The following is a 22266-nucleotide window of genomic DNA, read 5'->3' on the forward strand; positions in this document are numbered from 1 at the left end:
TGGGAACACCACAGCATTTCCAATTGGTTTTACAAAATCCCGAGAAGTATGTTTTTAAAACTGTGTCTCGAACCGATGAAGAAAAACCCGTTACCTTTATTGAACTCAGTGGAGACAGAAAGGATTCGTTTTTAAATAAACTTCGAATGTCACCGAATCGTTTCATTGCACAGGAAATGATTGCTTCTGCCACAGTTCCAGTGTTAGGTGAATATGGATTTCGTCCCGGCCGTGCCATTATGAGAACCTTTGTTTCTTCTTCTGGATCCGGTTATCAAACCATGGCTGGTGGATTGGTGCGAGTATCGCCTTCCTTAGATGACTTTTTTATCACTAGTCAAAGAGGTGCTTGGAGTAAGGACTTGTGGGTTCTCGCAACAGAAACACAAAAAGAAGAATCCTTACTGGTTCCAAAATCAGACCAAATTTTGATTTCAAGGAAAAGTTCAGGAGTTCCGAGTCGGGTAGCAGACAATCTATTTTGGTTGGCTCGGTATTTGGAACGATCAGAAAATCAAACAAGAGTTATACGAGAAGCAACATACAAAGTTTTACAAGTGGAAGATGGTTATGAAAGGGAGTCATTGGAGAATGCACTAAAACTCGTAACTCATGTAACCAATAGTTATCCTGGATTTCTTGGGGATGATGCGAGTGAGTTGTTTTTAAATCCGTTTTCTGAATTACAACGATTAACAGCGAATCGTCAAGTGGTTGGTAGTTTGGCATTCCATCTAAGAAGTTTGGTAACCGCTTCTAAATCGGTTCGAGACAGGCTTTCTGATGATATGAAAAAAATCCTCTTACAGTTGGAAGATCAATCCAATCATCAAATTGAATCTTATGATCAAATTATAGACTTTTTGCAGAAGATTGTTGTGAACCTTTCTTCGCTTACAGGTTTGTCTTTTGAAAATATGAGTCGGGAAGCCGGTTGGTATTTCCTTAACTTGGGTCGACGAATTGAAAGATCGATCAATATGATTTTGATGTTACAAGGAATGATTCGTTGGGATAGTTTCAGAGATAAAGCTTCTTTTGAAACTTTTTTACGAATTAATGATATTCGCTTAACATACAATCGTCGCTATAGTGGAAAAATTGATCAGGAATCTGTATTGGATATTTTGTTATTTGATACAACCAATCCAAGATCATTTGCTTACCAGTTAGAACAAATCAATTCTGATATAAAATTTTTGCCAGGAAAAGATGATAAGGTTGTTTATTCGGAGGATCGAGCTGCCTTACAATTGTATACACATTTTAAATTGAAAGACATTTCGATTTTCTTTGAGTCAGAGAATCCTTTGGAGTCCGTTTCTATTTGGTTAGAAGAATTACATAATTATTTGAAACAATTATCTGAATCATTGTCATCTCGATACTTCAACTATACGGAAGAACAAACAAGGATCGGTGATGGAAATGGCTGATTTTAGAGTGATTCATAAAACTAAATATAGTTATGATGATACAGTCGCCTATTGCCATAATATGGCGCATATGTATCCGTTGACATCCCCGCATCAGGATTGTTTTCGAACACATGTGACGGTGAATCCAAAGCCAGTGGTATCGTCCTTTCGACGTGATTACTTCGGAAATCAAGTATTTCTATTCTCTGTGGAAGATCCTCATCGTTTTTTAGAAGTCGTTGTCGAATCAACGGTTCGAACACACCAAGCTTTGGGTTTGGACTTATATAAATCGACACCTTGGGAAAATATATATTCTCTCATTCATGAATCCACATTAGATGCTGATTTATTATCAATTGAGTACATCCAACCGTCTTCCTTCATTGCAGCAAAAGAAAGTTATTTAGAATTTGCACGTATGTTTTTTACAAACGGCAAACCGGTTTATGCAGCCGCTTTGGAGATGACCACATATATATATCAAACATTTCAATATGATCCAAAGGCTACGAGTATCAATACTCCCATTGATCAAGTTCTTCATGAAAGAAAAGGGGTCTGTCAGGATTTTTCCCATTTAATGATAGCTGCATTACGTTCCTTAAAGATTCCAACTCGTTATGTGAGTGGTTATTTAGAAACATTACCTCCACCAGGGACTCAGAAATTACAAGGAAGTGATGCAACACATGCATGGGTTTCTGTTTATTGTCCTACTTTTGGTTGGTTGGACTTTGATCCAACAAATGGAAAGATCATTACAGAAGAATATATTATCACAGCTGTTGGACGTGATTATGCAGATGTCTCTCCTTTAAAAGGAATTCTTTTTGGTGGCGGAAAACATAAACTCAAAGTAGAAGTGGATGTAATTCGCGAACAAATATAATACATTTATTATTTTTTTATGATAACTATTGATAGATAAATTTGTCGATGGTTCTGTCTTTAACTAGACAAAATGATCTGAGTTCATTTGATAAATAGTTAGATATGATAGAATCCATAGTTGCTTTTTCAATTCAAAACAAATTCAAGGTAATGATCGTTGCATTGGTTTTTTGTTTGATTGGTATAGTAAATGCATTTCAATTACCCATCGATGCTGTTCCTGATGTTACAAATGTGCAAGTGACTGCAGTAACATCTTCCCCTGCACTCACTCCTTTTGAAGTAGAACAATTCATTACTTATCCCATCGAATTAGAGTTAAATGGTATTCCTGGTGCTACTGAAATTCGTTCTATTTCTAGAGCTGGAGTGAGTTCCGTTTCCGTAATATTTGAAGATGGAACGGATATTTGGTTTGCGAGACAGATTGTAAATGAACGTCTCAAATTAGTTGATGCCGAAATTCCACCTGAATATGGAAAACCAGAATTGGCGCCGGTCGCTACTGCGTTAGGTGATATTTATGAATTTATATTGACATCTGATAATCATAATGAAACTGAACTACGAAGTTTCGTTGACTGGGATCTTTCAAAAAAAATTAAAAGTGTTCCGGGAGTGATTGAGGTAAATACTCTTGGTGGTTCCCTAAAACAATATCAAATATTAATCGATCCGAAGCGGTTACAGGTTCATAATCTCACCATTTCCGAAATATTAGAAAATCTTAAGACAGCAAATTTTAATACAGGAGGGGGTTACGTTCAAAAAGGATATGAACAACTCGTGATTCGAGGTGAAGGACAATTTGAAGGAATTGATGAGATTAAAAGGGTAGCTGTAAGAACTGCTCATGATGGGATTCCTTTACTTTTAGGACAGATTGCCACAGTTCAAGAAGGTCCAGCATTAAGATTTGGTATCGCTACAAAAGACGGCAAAGAAGTCGTTGCAGCAACAGTAATCATGTTATTAGGACAGAACTCTCGAGAAGTTGTCGCGAATGTAAAACAAAGAATTGATGAGATCCGGTCAACCTTGCCCAAAGGAATGAGAATCGAACCTTTCTATGATCGATCGGAGTTTATCAATCGAGCTTTAAAAACAGTATTTATTAATCTTTCCGAAGGGGCCGTATTAGTTTTTTTGGCATTGATATTCACTTTGGGTACTGCCAAAGGAGGAATGCTTGTTGCGTTAGCAATTCCTGTTTCCATGTTAATCGCAGTTATATTCATGAAATACCTGGGTGTTGTCGGAAACTTGATGTCGTTAGGTGCCTTGGATTTTGGATTGTTGGTTGATGGGTCTATTGTTATGTTAGAATCCGTTTTAGCAGGATTTTACATTGGTAGAAAAAAATTCAGCAAACCAATGAATGAAGAGGAAATTAAAAACATCACTGAAGGTATTATTTTAGAACGATGTCAAAAAGTGGGAAAGGCTGCTGCATTTTCTGTTGCTATCATCATGTTGGTTTATTTGCCTTTGATGGTTTTGGAAGGGGTGGAAGGTCGTATGTTTCGCCCCATGGCAATTACTGTGGCCTTAGCTCTTGCCAGTGCACTTGTTTTTTCCATTACTGTATTTCCAGCAAGTCTCGCCATATTCTATAAAAAACCTTTTATACATAAAGCACATGCATGGGAGAAAATCGAAGAATACTATGTTTCTCTTTTAAATTGGGGAATGGAAAGGAAAAAGAAGATATTAATATTTTCGTTTCTTCTTGTTTTGGTTTCATTTTCTCTTGGTTCTTATTTGGGTTCGGAATTTTTACCGAGAATTGATGAAGGAGAAATTGAAATTGATGCGAAACGATTACCTTCTACTGCGATTGATTATTCGAAAGATTTAAACAAAGACATTGAAAGAGTATTAAAACCATTTCCTGAAATTGCCAGTGTTGTATCTCGTGTCGGTCGTGGTGAATCTGCAGCAGAGCCTTTAGGCACTGAAGAAACATCTGTGATGGTAAAATTATCACCAAAAAAGAATTGGGTGAATGCAAATTCAAGAGAAGAATTAATGAATGTTTTGAAAGTTACATTAAATTCTTCTATCCCATCTACATACTTTAGTATGTCTCAACCGATTGAAAATAGGGTGAATGCACTCTTGACTGGTTCCAAAGCGGATGTCGTAGTAAAAATATATGGTGATGATTTACAAACGCTGAAGTCACAAGCGGATAAATTAGCAAACGTTCTATCTAAAATTGAAGGAACAGGAGATTTAAGAGTCCAACGACTATTGGGTCTTCCTATGTTACAAATCAATACAAACTACGATCATATGGCTCGTTACGGAGTCACAGCATCAGAAATTTTACGCACTGTAGAAATGATGAGAGTTGGTTCCACGGCTGGCAAAATATTCGAAGGTGCAAAAAGATATGATTTAGTTTTGCGATTGGATTTACAGGCCAAGGATGTTGATTCCGTTCGAAACATTCCCATCATGACTTCCCGAGGTTCAACGGTTCCGTTAGCACAAGTTGCGGATATTGAAATTCTTGATTCTGCTTCAGCAATTTATCGGGAAGGACTGAAACGAAGAATATTCGTTGAAGTGAATATTCGAGGAAGGGATTTGGTTGGTTATATCAATGAGGCAAAAACCAAAACGGAATCGATTCAAAACTCCTTACCTGCTGGATATGAAATTGAATGGGGAGGGCAGTTTGATAATTTTGTGCGAGCAAGAGATAGATTACTTCTCGTAGTTCCCGTAGCTCTTGCGATTATATTTTTTATGCTGATTGCCGCCTTTGAAAGTGTATACTATGCAGTTGGTGTTTTTTCTGTAGTTCCTTTAGCTGCTGCTGGAGGTATACTCGGTTTATTAATTCGCGGCCTCCCATTTAGTATTCCTGCAGCTGTTGGTTTTATCGCTGTTAGTGGGATCGCAGTTTTAAATGGAGTTGTTTATGCATCTACTTTAAAAGATGAAATTAAGTCAGGAGTAGATATTGATAAAGCTGTAGTCTCTGCTGGTATTTTGTCCTTACGTCCTGTTCTTACAACTGAATTTATCGCAGCGATTGGTTTTTTACCGATGGCCTTGTCAACGATGGCGGGAGCTGAAGTGCAACGACCACTGGCAACAGTAGTCATCTTTGGTGTGTTAGTTGCAACAGCGCTTTCGCGATTGGTGTTACCATTTGTTATGGAGTTTCTTTTGAAATTAGATGAAAAAAGAAAACTGGTGAAAGAACAAAACCGCCTTCATCGAATGGCAAAATTAATTCAGATTGATATTGGTGATTACGAGGAAGAACCAGAACCAACACCTCCTTCGAAGGAGAACAAAAAGCGAAGATCTCTTTGATTCATTTTATCCAGATATTCGAAAGATGAACTTTCTCGGAAAAAAATGAACCCTTGCAATTGGTTGGTTGATTTTTAGATTTTTTTATGGTAAGAGGAAACCATTGGGTGGCGGGTCTAGTTCCCCACCCTCAAATCGGGCGGGGATACTCATATTCGCACTTCTACACAAATCCACGCACTACCCCAATTTCCCCTTCCACTCTTCTTCCTTAAACCCTACCAAAAACCAACCCTCTCCTACAACAAAAGGCCGTTTGACCAAATTTCCGTTGGCAGAAAGTTCTTTATAAATTTGTTCTTCCGTGAGAGTTCCTAATTTTTCCTTCCAATTTCCCTCTCGGTAATCCTTCCCAGAGGTATTAAAAAGTCTTTTGATGTCACCTAAGTATTGTTTTGCTTTTTTCAGCTCAGTGACAGTGGGTGGAGTTTCGCGGATGGGAATTGGTTGGAAATCTACTTTTTTAGATTTCAAATATTTGAGGGCATTGCGGCAGGTACTACATCCAGAATATTCGTAAACTTTGGGATTGGAACGACTCATAAGACTGATTTTCTTACTTACGATTTTTGCGGAAACTTTTTATTGGAACTATGCTTGTCCAAAACAGTATTCCCTTGGCTCCACTCACGACATTCCGTTTGGGTGGTGAAGCAAAATTTTTCATCTCTATCAAGACAACGGAAGATTTGTCCAAGGCACTTACTTTTTGTAAAACTGAAAACATATCTTTTGTTATTTTGGGTGGCGGGTCTAACACCATATTCAGAGATTCTGGATTTCCCGGTGCGGTCCTTCAAATGCAAATCCCCGGCATTCGTTGTTTGGATTCCAATGACAATCATACCATTTTTCAAGTAGGTGCTGGTGTTCCTTGGGATCATTTTGTAGAATATGCAGTAAAACAAGGATTAGCTGGTATTGAATGTCTTTCTGGAATTCCAGGTTCTGTAGGTGCATCACCCATTCAAAACATTGGTGCTTATGGCCAAGAAGTTAAAGATTCCATTTTAAAAGTGGAATGTATGAATCCATCTGGTGAAATCATAACCATTTCGAATGAAGATTGTAAGTTTCGTTATCGAAACAGCGAATTTAAATCGGGAATTTATCAAGATTGGATTGTCGTCTCTGTAACATTTCAATTATCAAAAATAGCTTCTCCCTGTTTGCGTTACCCAGAAGTACAAAAAGCATGGGAAAAATATCATTCCGAAAATCTCTCTGCAGAGATTTCTGATTCGGAACTTCGTAGTTTTCAAATGGAAGCCATCAGAAATTTGGTGATCCAACTACGAAAGAAAAAATCTATGGTATTGGATGAAAATGATCCAAACACTCGTTCTGCGGGATCTTTTTTTACCAACCCCATTCTATCTGATGGGGAAACCGAACAATTTTTGGTAACCGCAAAAAATCTCGGATTTGAAAACCCACCCGTATATCCAGAATCACCGGGATTTAAAAAACTCTCTGCGGCCTGGCTGATTGAAAACTCTGGAATTCAAAAAGGGACGAAATATCCGGGGGGAGTGGGTATCTCAGAGAACCATTGTTTGGGTCTAATCAATATAGCGGGAACAACATCTGCACTTTTGGAAATGGCAGAATTGGTCAGAAAGAGTGTATTTGAAAAATTTTCCGTTCAATTAGAAATGGAACCGGTCGTAAGACCCTAAAAAAGATTTGGTAATTGTCGATATAACAAGAGAATGGGGATGGAATGAACTCGAAACTTAAAAAATACCTGATTCTATCGGGACTTGGTGTTTCCTTACTGCTGGTTTTGGCCTTAATTGGATTTTTCGTTGTCGACGAAATCAAAGGTGGGGCTGTAGGCGATGGTCAAAACAAATACGAACTCATCATTGATTCAGGGGAACCATCATCGAGTGTGGTACGCGAGTTAGCTGCTGCCGGAATGATTAAATCTTCCGTATACTTCAATTACCTGATGAAGTTCACAAGAGCCGGAAACAAAATCAAACAAGGTGTTTATGACATCAATGATGGTATGAGCTCTCGTAAAATTCTAGATGTCATTATTTCTGGAAAAGTAAAACTCGTAAACTTCACTGTCCCAGAGGGATATAACAATCGTCAGATTGGCGACTTGTTGGTTTCAAAAAAACTCGCCATCTCAAGAGAAGAATTTTTAAAAGTGGCTCAAAGCCCGGCGTTACTGACAAAGTACAATATCCCGGCAAAAACATTAGAAGGTTATTTATTTCCAGAAACGTATTCGGTTCCTTTGAATTATCCATTGGAAAGAATCACCGAGATGATGATCAAACGATTCTATAAAAAACTAGAATCCATTCCAGAAGCAAAGGACATCAAACCAGCCGACCTTCATTTTCGTGTCGTTCTTGGATCCATTGTCGAGAGAGAAGCTGTTAGAAAAGAAGAAAGGCCAATGATGGCAGGAGTGTTCCTCACTCGCATTGAAAAAAATATCAATTTGGAATCATGTGCCACCATCCAATACTTATTTGATAAACCCAAAAAAAGACTTTTTGAATCGGATCTAAAGATTGTATCTCCCTACAATACATACATCAATGGAGGATGGCCTCCGGGCCCTATTTCCAATCCCGGTTTACCAGCGTTAGAAGCTTCATTCAAACCAATGAAGTCCGATAAATTATTTTTTCTATTAAAACCAGATGGTTCTCATTATTTTTCTGCCACATTCAAAGAACATTTGGATGCAAAAAAGAAATTCATTGATGTCCTCTACCAATAAAAATGGAGAAACTAAAGATAGATAATTTAGAATCTCTTACATCAATCTACCATGGATGAAAATATTGTTGAATTAAACATTGCGATCGGTGGGATTTCTAAGGAACTTTTGGATGTTCAAAAAGCCTTAGATGCCTACCGAGAAAAACAAAAACGAAAGGAAGCTGTCGATGAAGAAGCAATGACCTTTGTTACCAAAGCAGAACTTGTCATTCAAAAAGCAGAAAACGGGGATCTCCAACTGACTACCGACCAAATCCGGCGAATCAAAAGTAACCTCGTAAAGATCCTACAGCGATTACAAAAATAACTCTTTCCCCAATCCTTCATAAAACCTTCACCAGCTTGTCATTCCCTTGTAACAAATAAAGAACATAGTTTCCTCTAGTTAGAGGGAAATTTTTTACAAATCCCTTCCGGGAAGACCCGCTAACCAAACAAATTCGATTCAATCGAAAGAGGATTTAAAATGAAAAAATTTATCAATAAAAGCCTGGTGGTTTTATCCATCGCGCTAATGGGATTCACAACAGTGAATTGTCCAGGGAAGAAAACTGATAATACAGCTCTCTTGTTGGCCGGTTTATTTTTACTGAACCAACCTGAATACACTGTAATATTGACTGGAACGTTACGAGGGGCCGATACCTTGCCAATGAAGGATGGAAAGGTTTCCGTTGCTGATGTTTCTGGTGGAAGTTTTTTAACAAGTGGACAAGGAACAATATCCGACTTCACCACTTGTGTGACAGCCGGCGCTCCACCTGCAAATGGAACTTCAGACGGGGAATTTACAATTCTAATGAAAACTCCGTCACTCAGTGGAAATTTGACATTTACGCCAAATGACGCCGCTTCTGCAACTAATGCCACTGCTTGCTCAGGCGTTGCACCAGCGACAACATATATCCTCAATCTTCCTGCCAGCGACTTTACAAACGTCACTGGACCAACAGGAACCTTGTCAATAAATATCAATTTAGAAGACAGAAATAACACAAATCAAATATCATTAAGCGGAAACACTGGTTATTCGATCACTGTTAAATCAGTTAGTGTATTTGTGAAAGGAGAATACTCACTCCAAAGTCCGACTGTCGGTGAAAACGTTTGTGATGGAAGACGAGTGTCTAGTGGTCCTGTCATTAAATCTGGTTCCATCAATGGATCAGAAACATGGTCAGGTGGAATTTTATTGCAAGGGACTGTATTTGTTGAGTCCGGAACAACCATCACTGTGGCTCCCGGTACGGCTGTTTTTGGCCAAAGAGGATCTTCTATATTCTTCAAACCAGGTTCAAAACTTGTATCAAATGGAACGGCAGCAGATCCGATCTGTTGGTCTTCAGCAAGTGCATTGGGATCTCGTTTTCCTGGAGATTGGGGTGGAATTGTCACCATTGGTAATAGCGGTGCTACTAGAACTTCCAACACAGAAGGAACCTCACCACAATCATATGGGACAGGTACTCTACCAGGGACAAGCAATTTAGAAATGTCATATTCCATCGTAGAATTTGGTGGAAACGAGGTAGCTCCTGGGGACGAATTGAACAACCTAAGTTTGTATTCTTCCAACACAACTCTCAACCATGTGCAAGCGCACAGAGGTTTGGATGACCAGTTTGAAGCATGGGGTGGAACGGGAAGCTGGACCAATATTCTTGCTACTGGTGGACTCGATGACGACCTAGACTTGGATGAAGGATTTGGTGGAGCTGCAACTGGCGACCCTGCAGTGATCACAAACTTTATTTCTCATAAATATGTAGCAGCTTGTGGTGGATCTGCATCCACTGATCCGCATGCCATAGAATGGGATGGGATTGACAATGATGGTGGAAGGACTTGTGCAACAACAAACCTCATCGGAAGATGTACAACCGCTACTTTGAATAAGTTTACGCTTATCGGGGCTGATATTGCTGGCGGACGTTCTGGAAGGCTTAGAGAAGGTGTTCAAGCGATCCTTTCAAACGGTATTGCTTATGGCCACATTTTAGGATTCCAAATTAATACGGGCACTGCAGTTACTAACGCTACGGCAACAAGTGTTCGTGGAAGGACAGGTCACTCGGCAAGTGGTGCGTTTAATACTGGAGCTGTCACTTACGATGTTACTTCTCTCCCAATTGTTTCCGATGGAGGGATTAACTCAGAGTCCAATTGTGGGTTTGCAGCCACTAAACCAGATTATACATTGAACGCGACTTATGCGGCAGCTGGACAAGGTGGAGCGGTCGATGGAAAATGGTGGGATGGTTGGGCAGTATTTAGAGCTCGATAATCTTTACTAAAATAAAAACGAAAATAAACCCTGGCAGAAATGCTGGGGTTTATTATTTTATGAATATGAAATCAAAAATTTTATTATACGTAATTCTTTATTCCATCCTCAATCATAGTGCATGCAAAGAGAAAGATTGGCGAGAAGATCCCAAATTTCAGAACCAAGAACTTGAAGCGAAATTATTAGAATCTCAAAAACTAATTGTTTTGAATAAAAAAGAAAAATATATTTTGGAACGAGGATTTAAATCTAAAAACGAAGCAATCGAATCCTTTCTGTCTGAAATCAAAAATTACAAATCCCCCAAGAATGCTTATATCCGATGGGAAGAACAAATAGAGATTATTTTCCCCAATACGTTTGGATTAGGAACATCGTTGGATCATACTCCTCTTGAAGAGTATAAAAAAGTTTTATCAGAAAGAGAATCTGTGGCTATCGAATCAATTAACCAATTGATATCAGAAGGTTACAAAATCGATAAAATCAATTGGGAATTACCAAGAAGGCTCAACCAAATATTAGGCCATAAACCAAAAATCATGATTACGACTGCGAAAGGAAAATTTGAAATAACCCAAATTAAGATGGTTTATGACATTGATGGAAAATTCATTGTTGGAGTTCTTGGTCCTTAATATTTTGTAACATGATTGTAACAAAGGATTCATGGTATCGTAACGTAACTCAAACTCCTTTTCATTTACCATTCGGGTTTCATCGAAAAACTTGCCGGTAACAGGCAAGTCATGAAACTTTCAAAGAAAATATTACTTTGTATTATCACATTTATATTATCGATACCAACATTAACCTATGCACAATCTTTAGGTTCCATTAGAGGAACTGTTATCGATTCAGAAAATGGTGAGGCAGTATTTGGAGCCACCATCGTTGTTAGATCAGAGAAAAAATTTGCAAAAACTGATTTTGACGGAAAATACAATTTAGAGCTTCCTCCTGGAACTTACCAAGTGGAATACCAAATGTATGGATATGGTCCCCAAAATCGAACCATCGTTGTTTCATCGGGTAAACCATCGCAAATGAACGTTACATTTGGTGCTCAAGTTTTACAAACAGTTGAAGTAAAAGATCGAGCAATCAATGAGTCAGATGCTGCTTTATTGCAACTCCAAAAAAAATCAGCAACCGTTTCAGATTCTATTGGAGCAGAATCGATCAAAAAATCACCCGATTCTTCAGCGAACGAAGTTGTAAAAAGAGTAACTGGTATTACTATCATTGGAGGAAAGTATGTTTTTGTTCGAGGTCTTGGGGAACGTTACTCATCGACATATCTAAACGACTCATACATTCCTTCAACAGAACCAGACAAAAGAGTGGTTCCGTTAGATTTATTTCCCGCTTCATTAATTAAAAACATCCGTATCATAAAAACATTTGTTCCTGAAGAATCAGCAGAATTTTCGGGTGGTCTCGTAAAAATTGAAACCAAAGATTATCCAGATGATTTTATCATGACTGCGGGTTTAGGCATGGGTTATAATTCAAATACAACGCGTAATAAATGGTTAACCTTTAAAGGTGGTGACTTTATAGGACGACCAACCGCTGATCAAGCAATGCCTGATGTTGTGAAAAATTTGCCAAATTTTCTTCCATTTGAACCAGGAAGTCGCTTCGGAGGGATCAATCCAAATTTGATTAACCTTGGTGCCATTACATTTCCATCGCAGTGGACACCTGACCAAACTAAAGCACCATACGATAAAAATTTTAATTTTACAATCGGTAAAACATTTAAGGCATCTGAAACTGGGGAACGTTTTGGAGTTATTTTTGGAACGACACATTCCGTTGATTACCGATTCAGAAGACAAAAAGATGCACGGTATGTCCCGGTTAATTTCCTAGCTCCTACTGTAAATGAAGCTACTACTTTAAACGCCATCCAGACTCAAGATGCAGATATATATGTAGAAGAAAGATTATTTGGAAACAATTTAAATTTTGCATTTGAACCGAAAGCTGGGCAACAATTCTTTTTAAAGAATTTTTACTCTATATCTTCTGAAAAATCAGTCCGGGATGCAAGTGGAACAAACAATCGTGACAGCTTTGACTTCTTTAGTATTACTAATGATTATATTAGCCGCACATTGTTTAACTCGAGTCTGGGTGGTAAACACGCAATCAACTTAGGCAGTTTGAGTAGACCACATACCTTTGACTGGCAATTCAATTATGCGGAAGCAAAAAGAGATGAACCGAATTTAACACAACAAGTTTGGAGAAGAACTCAAGGTGCTTCGATTAACACTCTTCCAACAAGACTCGGAAATAACCCTGACGGATCGAGGTTTTATTCAACTTCTGGTGATACTGTAAGAAGTTTTAGCGTTGCATATGAAATTCCTTTTGATCAGTGGAATGGATTAAAATCAAGTGTGAAATTTGGAGCAAGTGCAATTGACCGTTTTAAAAGTTTTACCTTTAGAGAATTTGGATCAAAAACAAACGTAGGAGGAACTGCTGCTGACTTATATTTAGTGCCAGGAGAAATTGTCTTTAATCCTCTAGAATATGTTAGAACTAATTCCTCAGGTACTGCTAATAAAACTTTTTCAGAGCGTCAAGTGGAACCAAACGCATATGATGCTTATCAAAAACTACATTCATATTTCGGGCAAGTAGACATTCCGCTTTTTCCTAAGGTTCGATTTATTGGTGGAGCACGTTATGAAGACTCATTTCAAAAAGTAAAAACATTCGTTCTAAAAGAACAATTTGATGTGAGAAAACCAGGGTATGGTTGTGATTTCGACAGTGAGTATGAAAGAATCGCATTGATCAATAGTAAAGTATGTCCTGCAGACAATAATGGCGTTGGAGTCATCAAAACACGGGATGTGCTGCCAAGTGTGAATTTTGTATACGAGTTCTTAAAAGATCAAAATTTACGTTTTGGTTACACTCAAACGCTCACAAGACCAGATTTTAGAGAAATGTCTCCATTTGCATTTACGCCATACTTTGGAGGAGACCGTGTTCGAGGAAATCCAAACTTACAAAGGACATATATTCATAACTTTGATTTCCGTTATGAATATTTTATGGGTGGAGCAAATTACATTGGAGCTGGTCTCTTTCATAAAGATTTATCCAATCCGATTGAGTTAATCGGACAACCTGTTGCAGGTCAAATCTCTCCTTTTTTCACTTATGCTAATGCAAGCAGAGCAACAATTCGTGGTATTGAGTTAGATTTTAGAAGAGAATTTTTTGATAGATTCCGATTTGAAACGAATGTGTTTTTTATAAAATCTTTAGTGAATGTGATTTCATGGGAACAATTCACTGTAGGTAAAGCCGGGTTATTGGATCAGAATGATCGAGGATTTTCATATGATCCTACAAACATTCGCCGTCCTCTACAAGGCCAATCAGACTTTGTTGCGAATTTGAAATTTGATGTTTATCTAAACAAATTAAAAACAACAACAATTGGTTTGTATTACAATTACTTTGGCGATAGGATCTTTATTGTAGGTGCTAACGGTACCCCTGATGCTTATGAAAGAGGTGTTGGATTAACGGACATTGTGTTCGCACATAAATTGGATGAAAGACTAGATTTTAAATTTGCGGCAAAAAACGTTACCGATCAAAGATTTAGAATTTATGTAAAAGATGAATTGTTGAATGAAGAGAAACTATTCCGTTCCTATCGAGAGGGAGTTTCCTTTTCGATGTCTATGTCGTATAAATTCTAGTAAAAATTTGGCCCCGCGCCTCTGCGGGGGTCTTTTAATTCTCGATTCGACTTCTTCTATTGAAGGATAAGTTCAAAAGGATGCTCATCGATTCTTTATAGTCTTTGCTGATTCGTAAGAAGCTTGGTTCTTGCACTGTCCCCTTTAACTCCTCTTAATCATTCACTATGAGAATTTAAGTTTAAATGTTGGGCTAAGCAAACTGTGATCTTACATGTTTTACAGGTATTGCTCAATTCATTTGTTAAATCTAACAAATTCAGTTTTCTTCTCGGAGCTTTAGTGCGTACGTTGGTATTGAAGGTGGCCATGCATTTTCCCTCATAGAAAATGAGTGACCACCCCTTATTTATGAAACTGTAAATTGTATGTATTGATAATAACCAAAGGCGAGAAAACGAAAAGCTAGGTTTTTATAATAGCCTTCCATTTTAATTTTCCTAAAGGTTGTATCTGTTTTCCTCGATACAAAAATAAACGATTTTTAAACTACTTAACCTTATTCGTATTTTCGTATCCAACTTCTTTGACCATTAGTTTCGATAATATAGGGAGTAGCTCCAATAAATGAGAAATCGTGTATCCCTGCGCTAATTTGGTTATTTGAATAATCAAATTTCAATGTAGATCCAACGAAATGGCTAAGATATGTAATCCCAGTTGATTCCCTCCAGCCAAGATAAATAGTACTTTTTGAATTAATTTCAAGATTGGAACTATATACCATACTGCTCGAATTAAAATTAAGATTTGTACTTCCTACGGATATCCAATTTGTTCCATCAAAAGTTTTTACATTTAACTTACCTTCGGAGTCAAATGACAAGTATGGCTTTCCGCCAAATATCTTAAAATCATGTAATGAAGCATTTAATGTCGGAGCCAAGTTTAACTCCCCTCCTACTGCATTCCAAGAAACTCCATTCCATTTTTTAACATAAAGTTTAGTTTTACCTGAGGAATCAGCCTCACTGAAAGCAACATAAGGTACTAAATTATCGAATTGAATTTTTATATTCTGTAATGGGTTATTTGTTAAACTTGAACCTACTTGAACCCAATTTGTCCCATCAAATCTTTTGACTATTATTGAGAAATTTGAGCTAGGTAATTCAGTTCCATTTGTTCGATAAGCAGAATATGCGACCCAAGGATCGGTTCCATTAGTTGCAATGGAATAGCTAAAATTTAACCCATTCAATTCGGAATTGATTAGCGAACCGACAGACAACCATGTATTGGAACTCGAATCATATTTTCTGACATAGAGTTTAATGTCTCCATTGCTAAATTCGCCATCTCCATTCAAAACTGGAGCAGAACTATGTAATACATAAGGAACATCACCTGCCATAGCCATAGAAAAATTTGGCACAGCATTATTTCCAAGTGTACCATATGTGAAGACAGGTGGTAATGAAGTAACACCAGATGATTTAGTGATTTGATAAGCACTTAATCGCTCAGTACTTGAATAAAATGCACTTGTACCTTGTGAATGCTGAAATACTGCAAATGCAGAATTTCCATCTGCAATTATACTTCCTGAGTAGGAACCAAAATGAATTGCTCCTGAGTAATTTGCATCATTGAAATTAGACCTTACATCAATTAACTGTCTGGCAATGATTTGAATGGTCTGCGTTAATTGGATGGCTCCTTCCGCAATACTCGCTACAAGATTCGAAAAGCCAACCTTCGCATCGAGCGAATAAAGATTTACGACAAGACTTGTTGGTGTATCTCGATCTAAGGTTCCAAGATCTCCATTGGTGGGAACATTCCAATCTGCATTCAACCAAGGAAAATAGGTTACTATATTTCCATAACCATCTTGTCCTTCTAGAGCGAAGTATTTTACATTTCCTTCTTTCATGGAAATGGTTTGAGGTTCATTCGTTTTAGAAAGGGATGCGATTTTATTTCCAAAAGAATCAGTTTCATAAAGAGATAGGGTCTTTACATTTCCTGGTAGAATTGTAAAGTCTTGGGTGACCGAATTTGAAATTGAAGATAACAGCTTTAATTCTACTTTTCCTGAACTAACATAGTCACTTTTAATAGCAGTAAAGATAGTTCCTGTACTACCCGGTTTATCCAGCTTCCCTACACTATTAATCGCATTAACCACTTCTGGAACAATATACTGTCCTGTAAGATAGGAATTGGTATCTTCATTTCTGCAGGAAAGAACCATATTTCTCTGAAAACCGACATTGATATTCTGTATTCCAGTTAAATTGGTTCGCAATGTGTTCGGTAAACAATTACGATTCACAGTGTAGCTAGTAATTATCGGCGAGCTTGATTTTAGTGACTTATTGTCCCAAGCCTCGATCTTAATATCAAGAGTAGTGCCAGCAAGTTTGTCCGCATTTGTATAAAATGTGGAAGGGATCAAATAGACATACCTACTCGTAGGTGATATCGAAATATTGTTTTCTGGTTGCATTGCTACCTCATTCGTATAGGTCGCAGAAGTTGATTTTTTATAAGACAGTTTGACCGCAATAATCGATCCATCTAAATCAATGTCTCTAACATCGGCTCGAATATAAATCGGTGCATCTGCGTGTATCTGAGTTGGAACCGGACTTTGCAGAGAAATAAGGGGAGAATTATTTCCAGCCGCAGAGGGAACTGCAAATAGCGCATAACTCGTAAAGTGTTCCACTTGTGCAACAAGTCTACCATTTGCAAAATCAACAGAAGTTGAAACTGCAACATAAGACTTACTTATCTCATCGTAGTAGAACATTTGTTGTGATCTTAGATTTAGATTTTGCTCTGAAATCTTAGATGAGTCATAGGTTACGACTAAAGAAGCTGGTTTATCCATAGCAAACTGAGTTCCGGGTGGAGAAAACTTATATCCTTGCCCAAAGAATTTAAATTGGCTATTTGAATCAGCTTTTCCAGTTTTTTCGATCGTAATTTCCGTATCCTTACCTAAAGAATTTGGTGGAATTACAAAGCTAAGTTCTTTTCCAAGTTGGATAGTTCCGCCGTCAATGGATTTAATCATCGAGGTAACTGTGGTTCCATCAGTTACTATCAATGAAGAATTTTGATCCTTATTGCCACTTAAAAGTCCTAAGATCGATAGGCTTTCGTTCTTGTCGGCCTGTGAGTTTTTAGTTCCTATGCAAAATTGTAGGAAGGTCATGATTAATAGTAGCATTGCGATAGCAAATCTACTGCGGATTTTATTTTCGACTGACTTAATTGTCATAAGTTTCACCTCTTAATTGGAATCTAAAAATACATAAATAATGAATTACTAATTTACTATTTAGTAATAAATGATCTATGATTCTTATCATGCGAACGGTTGTTATGCATATATTATTTACACAACGCCCACATTTGTATGCTAGGCGGTACATTTGCGATTAAATTTTTAAGAAAAAAATTGATAAACGAAATGGAATTGTAACTAAGTTATAATCTGTATGTAATGATGAGACTTGGATTCTCTTAATAGTAATAGTTATTAACCAAAGAGAATTATTACAAAATGAACGGACGAAATGATCCTTCGCAACATAAGAAGATTTAAAGATTTCAGTTTAAGAGATATTGTAATCCTAGAATGCTAAATTCTAATCTATCCTAGTTAGATCCGTAGACTTAGGTATTTCTTTTAGTAAACAATATGTTTATGGAAGATGGTTAGAAGCCGTAGATTAATTTTATAGTAGCAGCATTCACAATATTTTTAAAAATCACCCCTCAAAGGCCCCGTAAAAAAGGAGTCTTTTACTTTGAACAAGATTCACTGGACAAAACCAAACCGAACTTTCTAGAAATTTCTTCCTTGTTTTTCCAGAATCCATCATACAAGATTCTGAAATGAAAAAAAGAATGAACGTGAGTTGTAATTTTGGAAAAACTAATATTCTAAGAAATTTTTTATTTGTCTCTGTTTGTGTTCTATTCCCTTTTTCCTCCTTCCTTTCGGCAGAGTCAGATCTCATTTTAAATATCAATCAAATTGTCGAGAAAACAGAACGTATTTCTTTAAAAATACCTTCCGGCCATTCGTTATTATCAAGTAAATCCATTTCCTATACGAATGCTATGTCTGACGGCGCACCCGCACCAAAGCTGGTGTATGTCGAATCGGGAGAATATTTCCTCGCATACAATGATGGTGATTCAAACGGTAGAATTATCAGTTTAGATTCAAATTTCAAAATGATCAAAGAAATTGTGAGCCTTAAAAGTTATCGTATTGAAGACATACTTGCAGATTCCAAAGGGCTAACCGTTTTAATATCAGCATTTGATATTGAAAAAAAAGGAAACTATGAATCTAAAAATTTTCACACTGCATATATCAACCAATACTCCACTTCTGGTAAATTAAACTTCAGTACTAAAATCGTTGGAACAAAGGAATACAAAAAAGTTGGTGACCAAGGTATCGATACAACTTTTGGAACCTTAACTTTAGAAAAAACAGCTGACAATAATTATGCGACTTATTTCTCAACTTACCGGAAATGGGATGATGGAGTGACTCACCAAAGTGAATATCTAGCTTTTTTTGATCATACCGGCAAACGATTGATGAGACCTGACGGTAAATCACAAGAAGGTTTTACTTGGAATGTAAGTCATAGTTTTCGACCAAGATTCGTTAACGATGGAAAACAATTGGTAACGGTAACCGTAGGAGATGCTTACCCAAGAGGTTTGGTTGTTGATAGTTTCCCCTCTAAAAAACGGGAGTTGCCAATCATTGTTCCTAAAGCAGGGCCGAACGAAACTTACCAATATGTTCCAATATCGACTGGCGATTTATATGCAAAGGATGGTACAACCTGGATTACCTTTGATTCCAATTTAGATCGTTCCTCTTATGATATTGGTTTATTGATTAAAACTAATGATGTTCTTTCTAAACCTATTTATCTAACGAACACAACGAAACAAAGAGAAAGGATTCCAAGAATTGTTCCCTATGGAAAGGATCATTTGTTCCTTATGTGGATGGCCGAGGATGGTAGTGAAAAAGATAAGTGGTTTCCTAAAATAACAAAGATGAGTTTGGAAGCTTGTTTGATTAAAAAAGATGGAACCATCGTTTCGAAACCACAAAACTTTGCTTCTAACAATGATTTGAGTTTCCGAGCGGCCGCGCGGTTTTTTCAGTTACCCGACGGTCGCATTGGTTGGGTCAACGATTTAACAGGTTTTGCAGACCAATTGGAAATTGTTTTGGTTCCCACATCTAAGTTGGAAATCAATATTGTTTCACCTAACGTTGATAGTGAATCACCGCCACAGAAAGTAAAAATTGATCCTAAACTCAATCAACCGATGATTGCTGCCATTTATGAAGGGAATGAAAAGGAAGCAATATCTCTTTTGAATCAAGGCGCCGATCCAAATGCATTGTACGAAGGTTGGTCCGCATTGTTATATGCTGCCTATTTTGGACGAACCGATTCTGTCAAAGCACTCATTTCTTACCAATCAGATACCAATTTTTCTGTCGATGGATGGAATGCACTTCGATTATCGGAAGTTAGGGGGCATAGTCAAATCACTACCTTATTACAGCCTTTGACCAAAACATTATCCCGATCCCTAACAAAATCCCCTAACCCAAAAAACCCTTTAAAAACCAGTTTCACTAATAGAAATCTTCGCTCTGAAATTGAACCTATCGATTCAAATCAAAATTTAAAGGGCTTAGGAATACCGATAAATTAATTTTTTGATCTTCTAGAAAGTACAGATTGTCCAAAAATATTAAAAAAATAGGTTCAGAAAAATTACATCTGTTTGCCGACTAATGTTGGCTAATAGATGCTTTGATTCTCTACGACTCTAAATTTCCCTTTAAAAACTGTTATATTTAACGATTTAAAACTTTGGTATATACCAAAATAAGATAATCTATCAAAATTAAAGTCAAAACTTTGTTAATTTAAAGTATATATTTCATCGTTATAATTTTGGAATAGATGCGATAGGAGGTAATTATATAAAAATTATTGACAAATTAAGTCATTAAAAATCTAGTATCAAGAATCATTGATAAGCTAACAGATAATTATTGTTAGTTATTGATTTGGATGAAAAATTATATGCTAAATTTAAAAAACACATTTATCTCTCTTGCTAGTCTAACTGGAGTTTTACTGCTCTTGTTTCTTTATTTTTTGTTATACACAAAATCATTTTTAAATCTAAATTAAAGAATTTAGATTTAAATCATGTTAGACATACTAGGTATAGGCTTCGGCCCATCTAATTTAGCTTTGGCTATTCAAATGCATGAATTAAATGTATTTGAAAACAAAAAAGTAAAATTTATTGAAAAAAAGAATTCTTTTGTTTGGCAGCCAGGACTGTTGCTTCCAAATACAAATTTACAAATACATTTTCTCAAAGATTTAGTAACACTTATTAATCCATGTAGTAAATTTACTTTTATAAATTATTTGAATGAAAATGGAAGACTACTAGACTTTATTAACCTTAATATTAGTTGTCCATCTAGGTTTGAATTTAATGACTATTTGACTTGGGCTGCCAGTCAATTTTCCGAATTCGTAATTTATAATTCCTATATTAAAAATATTATCCCTGTGGTTCTATCTGGCGAAATTCAATATTTTAATGTTAGTTATATAATAGATAATGAAGAATTTAACCTAGATGCAAAAAATATAATTCTCGCATCTGGTCGAAGCCCCAAAAAACCAGATATCTTTTCTCATGAATATGATGGTATATCAATCATACATTCAGATAAATTTACTTCTACCGATTTATTCGAAAAAACAAAACAAGAAAAAGATGGATTTAGCAAAGTTGCAATCGTGGGTGCTGGTCAAAGCGCGGCCGAAATATTTAACCATCTCATTGAGAACATGGGTTCAAATGTAAAATTGTACAATTTTATTAGAGGTTACGGTTATAATCCATCTGATTCTTCACCTTTTCGAAACCAAGTATTTAACCCTGAATTTGTTGATGTATTCTTTCAGTTAGAAAAAAACTATCAAAAAGAAATTCTAAATAAACTTTCCAATACGAATTATTCTGTCGTTGATTCTGATTTGATAGAAGAAATTTATACAAAATTATATCATATGCGTCATATCGAAAAGAGTGATAAAGCAACGATTCTTTCAATGACTGAAATTGAAAAAGTAGAAAGAACCTTCGATAATAAAATCAATCTTACATATAAAGACAAATTAACAGGAATTAGCAACATAGAAACTCTAGATTATATAATCTTAGCGACTGGGTATGACCAGGTTTTTATAAAAAATAAATATTTCATTGAGTTTAATGAGTTATTAGATCAAAAAAATAATGGCGAAATTCAATTAAATCGCGACTATTCCGTAAAATTCAAAGTTCCATCAACTTCAAAAATATTCTTACAAGGATATTCTGAAAGTACTCATGGACTATCAGATTCACTTATTAGCGTAATTGCTAACAGAGCCAATATCATTGCGAAAAGTTTAATGTTAAAAGAAGTAATTAATAAATGAAATTAAAATCAAAAGAATATCTTTTCGAAAAAGATTACGGTGTTTGGGCAACAAGAATTAATAACCTTTTTTCAGAGTTAAATCAGGCACCATTTGAAATGGCAATTACTAAAATATCTTATGGTGAAACTATAAAAAAACATAACCACGATGAATCAGAAATATTCATACTATTTCAAGGTTCATGTTTGCATGCATCTATCAACGATCAGACATTGGTGATGAATAATGGAGATATGATATATACAGATCCTCACGAGTTCCATGAATTTACAAACAACGAAAAAGAAGAATGTATTCTCTTTTCAGTATGGTGGAAAAAAACATAG

General features: G+C 36.4%; 14 protein-coding genes. 12 read left to right on the forward strand and 2 right to left on the reverse strand.

Annotation, left to right across the window (positions count from 1 at the left end; genetic code table 11):
• The 3 genes from JWG41_RS14560 to JWG41_RS14570 all read left to right on the forward strand — a co-directional run.
• A partial coding sequence (locus tag JWG41_RS14560) for a circularly permuted type 2 ATP-grasp protein (RefSeq protein WP_205270659.1) occupies positions 1 to 1436 on the forward strand: 1436 nt, incomplete at its 5' end.
• Positions 1429 to 2310 carry a transglutaminase family protein gene (locus tag JWG41_RS14565; RefSeq protein WP_205270660.1) on the forward strand — a complete coding sequence of 294 codons (882 nt, stop codon included), beginning with the start codon at positions 1429 to 1431 and terminating at the stop codon, positions 2308 to 2310. The genes JWG41_RS14560 and JWG41_RS14565, both read left to right, overlap by 8 nt.
• A 104-nt stretch (positions 2311 to 2414) precedes the next feature.
• Positions 2415 to 5642, forward strand: coding sequence for an efflux RND transporter permease subunit (locus tag JWG41_RS14570; RefSeq protein ID WP_205270661.1), 3228 nt, complete (start codon positions 2415 to 2417; stop codon positions 5640 to 5642).
• Between the two features lie 180 nt (positions 5643 to 5822).
• On the opposite strand, the gene JWG41_RS14575 is transcribed toward JWG41_RS14570, so the two are convergent.
• Positions 5823 to 6185 (reverse strand): arsenate reductase family protein, encoded by a 363-nt coding sequence (locus tag JWG41_RS14575; RefSeq protein WP_205270662.1) that lies wholly within the window; start codon positions 6183 to 6185, stop codon positions 5823 to 5825.
• A 50-nt stretch (positions 6186 to 6235) separates the two neighbouring features.
• Between JWG41_RS14575 and JWG41_RS14580 the strand changes: the two genes are divergently transcribed.
• The 6 genes from JWG41_RS14580 (at position 6236) to JWG41_RS14605 (ending at position 14414) form a co-directional block, all read left to right on the forward strand.
• The gene (locus JWG41_RS14580; protein WP_205270663.1) at positions 6236 to 7321 is read left to right on the forward strand and encodes a UDP-N-acetylmuramate dehydrogenase; all 1086 of its coding nucleotides are present in this window, start codon (positions 6236 to 6238) and stop codon (positions 7319 to 7321) included.
• 44 nt (positions 7322 to 7365) lie between these two features.
• A complete protein-coding gene (gene mltG, locus JWG41_RS14585; RefSeq protein ID WP_205270664.1) occupies positions 7366 to 8388 on the forward strand; it encodes an endolytic transglycosylase MltG in 1023 nt (340 codons plus the stop codon).
• 51 nt (positions 8389 to 8439) lie between these two features.
• Entirely contained in the window at positions 8440 to 8697 is a 258-nt protein-coding gene (locus tag JWG41_RS14590; protein ID WP_205270665.1) for a hypothetical protein, read from the forward strand.
• 159 nt (positions 8698 to 8856) lie between these two features.
• Positions 8857 to 10674, forward strand: coding sequence for a hypothetical protein (locus tag JWG41_RS14595; RefSeq protein ID WP_205270666.1), 1818 nt, complete (start codon positions 8857 to 8859; stop codon positions 10672 to 10674).
• A 65-nt stretch (positions 10675 to 10739) separates the two neighbouring features.
• Positions 10740 to 11315, forward strand: a complete 576-nt coding sequence (locus JWG41_RS14600; RefSeq protein WP_205270667.1) for a hypothetical protein — start codon at positions 10740 to 10742, stop codon at positions 11313 to 11315.
• Between the two features lie 111 nt (positions 11316 to 11426).
• Positions 11427 to 14414, forward strand: coding sequence for a TonB-dependent receptor (locus tag JWG41_RS14605; RefSeq protein ID WP_205270668.1), 2988 nt, complete (start codon positions 11427 to 11429; stop codon positions 14412 to 14414).
• 499 nt (positions 14415 to 14913) lie between these two features.
• Here JWG41_RS14605 and JWG41_RS14610 read toward each other — a convergent pair whose 3' ends face one another.
• Positions 14914 to 17646, reverse strand: coding sequence for a hypothetical protein (locus JWG41_RS14610; protein ID WP_205270669.1), 2733 nt, complete (start codon positions 17644 to 17646; stop codon positions 14914 to 14916).
• A 620-nt stretch (positions 17647 to 18266) separates the two neighbouring features.
• Between JWG41_RS14610 and JWG41_RS14615 the strand changes: the two genes are divergently transcribed.
• From JWG41_RS14615 to JWG41_RS14625, 3 genes are all read left to right on the forward strand, one after another.
• Positions 18267 to 20135 (forward strand): ankyrin repeat domain-containing protein, encoded by a 1869-nt coding sequence (locus JWG41_RS14615; RefSeq protein ID WP_205270670.1) that lies wholly within the window; start codon positions 18267 to 18269, stop codon positions 20133 to 20135.
• Positions 20136 to 20641: 506 nt separating this feature from the next.
• On the forward strand, positions 20642 to 21937 hold the full coding sequence (locus JWG41_RS14620; RefSeq protein WP_205270671.1) for a SidA/IucD/PvdA family monooxygenase: 1296 nt from the start codon (positions 20642 to 20644) through the stop codon (positions 21935 to 21937).
• Positions 21934 to 22266, forward strand: a complete 333-nt coding sequence (locus tag JWG41_RS14625; RefSeq protein ID WP_205270672.1) for a cupin domain-containing protein — start codon at positions 21934 to 21936, stop codon at positions 22264 to 22266. The genes JWG41_RS14620 and JWG41_RS14625 overlap by 4 nt, the downstream gene beginning before the upstream one ends.

The organism is Leptospira chreensis (assembly GCF_016919165.1).
Classification (GTDB): Bacteria; Spirochaetota; Leptospiria; order Leptospirales; family Leptospiraceae; genus Leptospira_A; species Leptospira_A chreensis.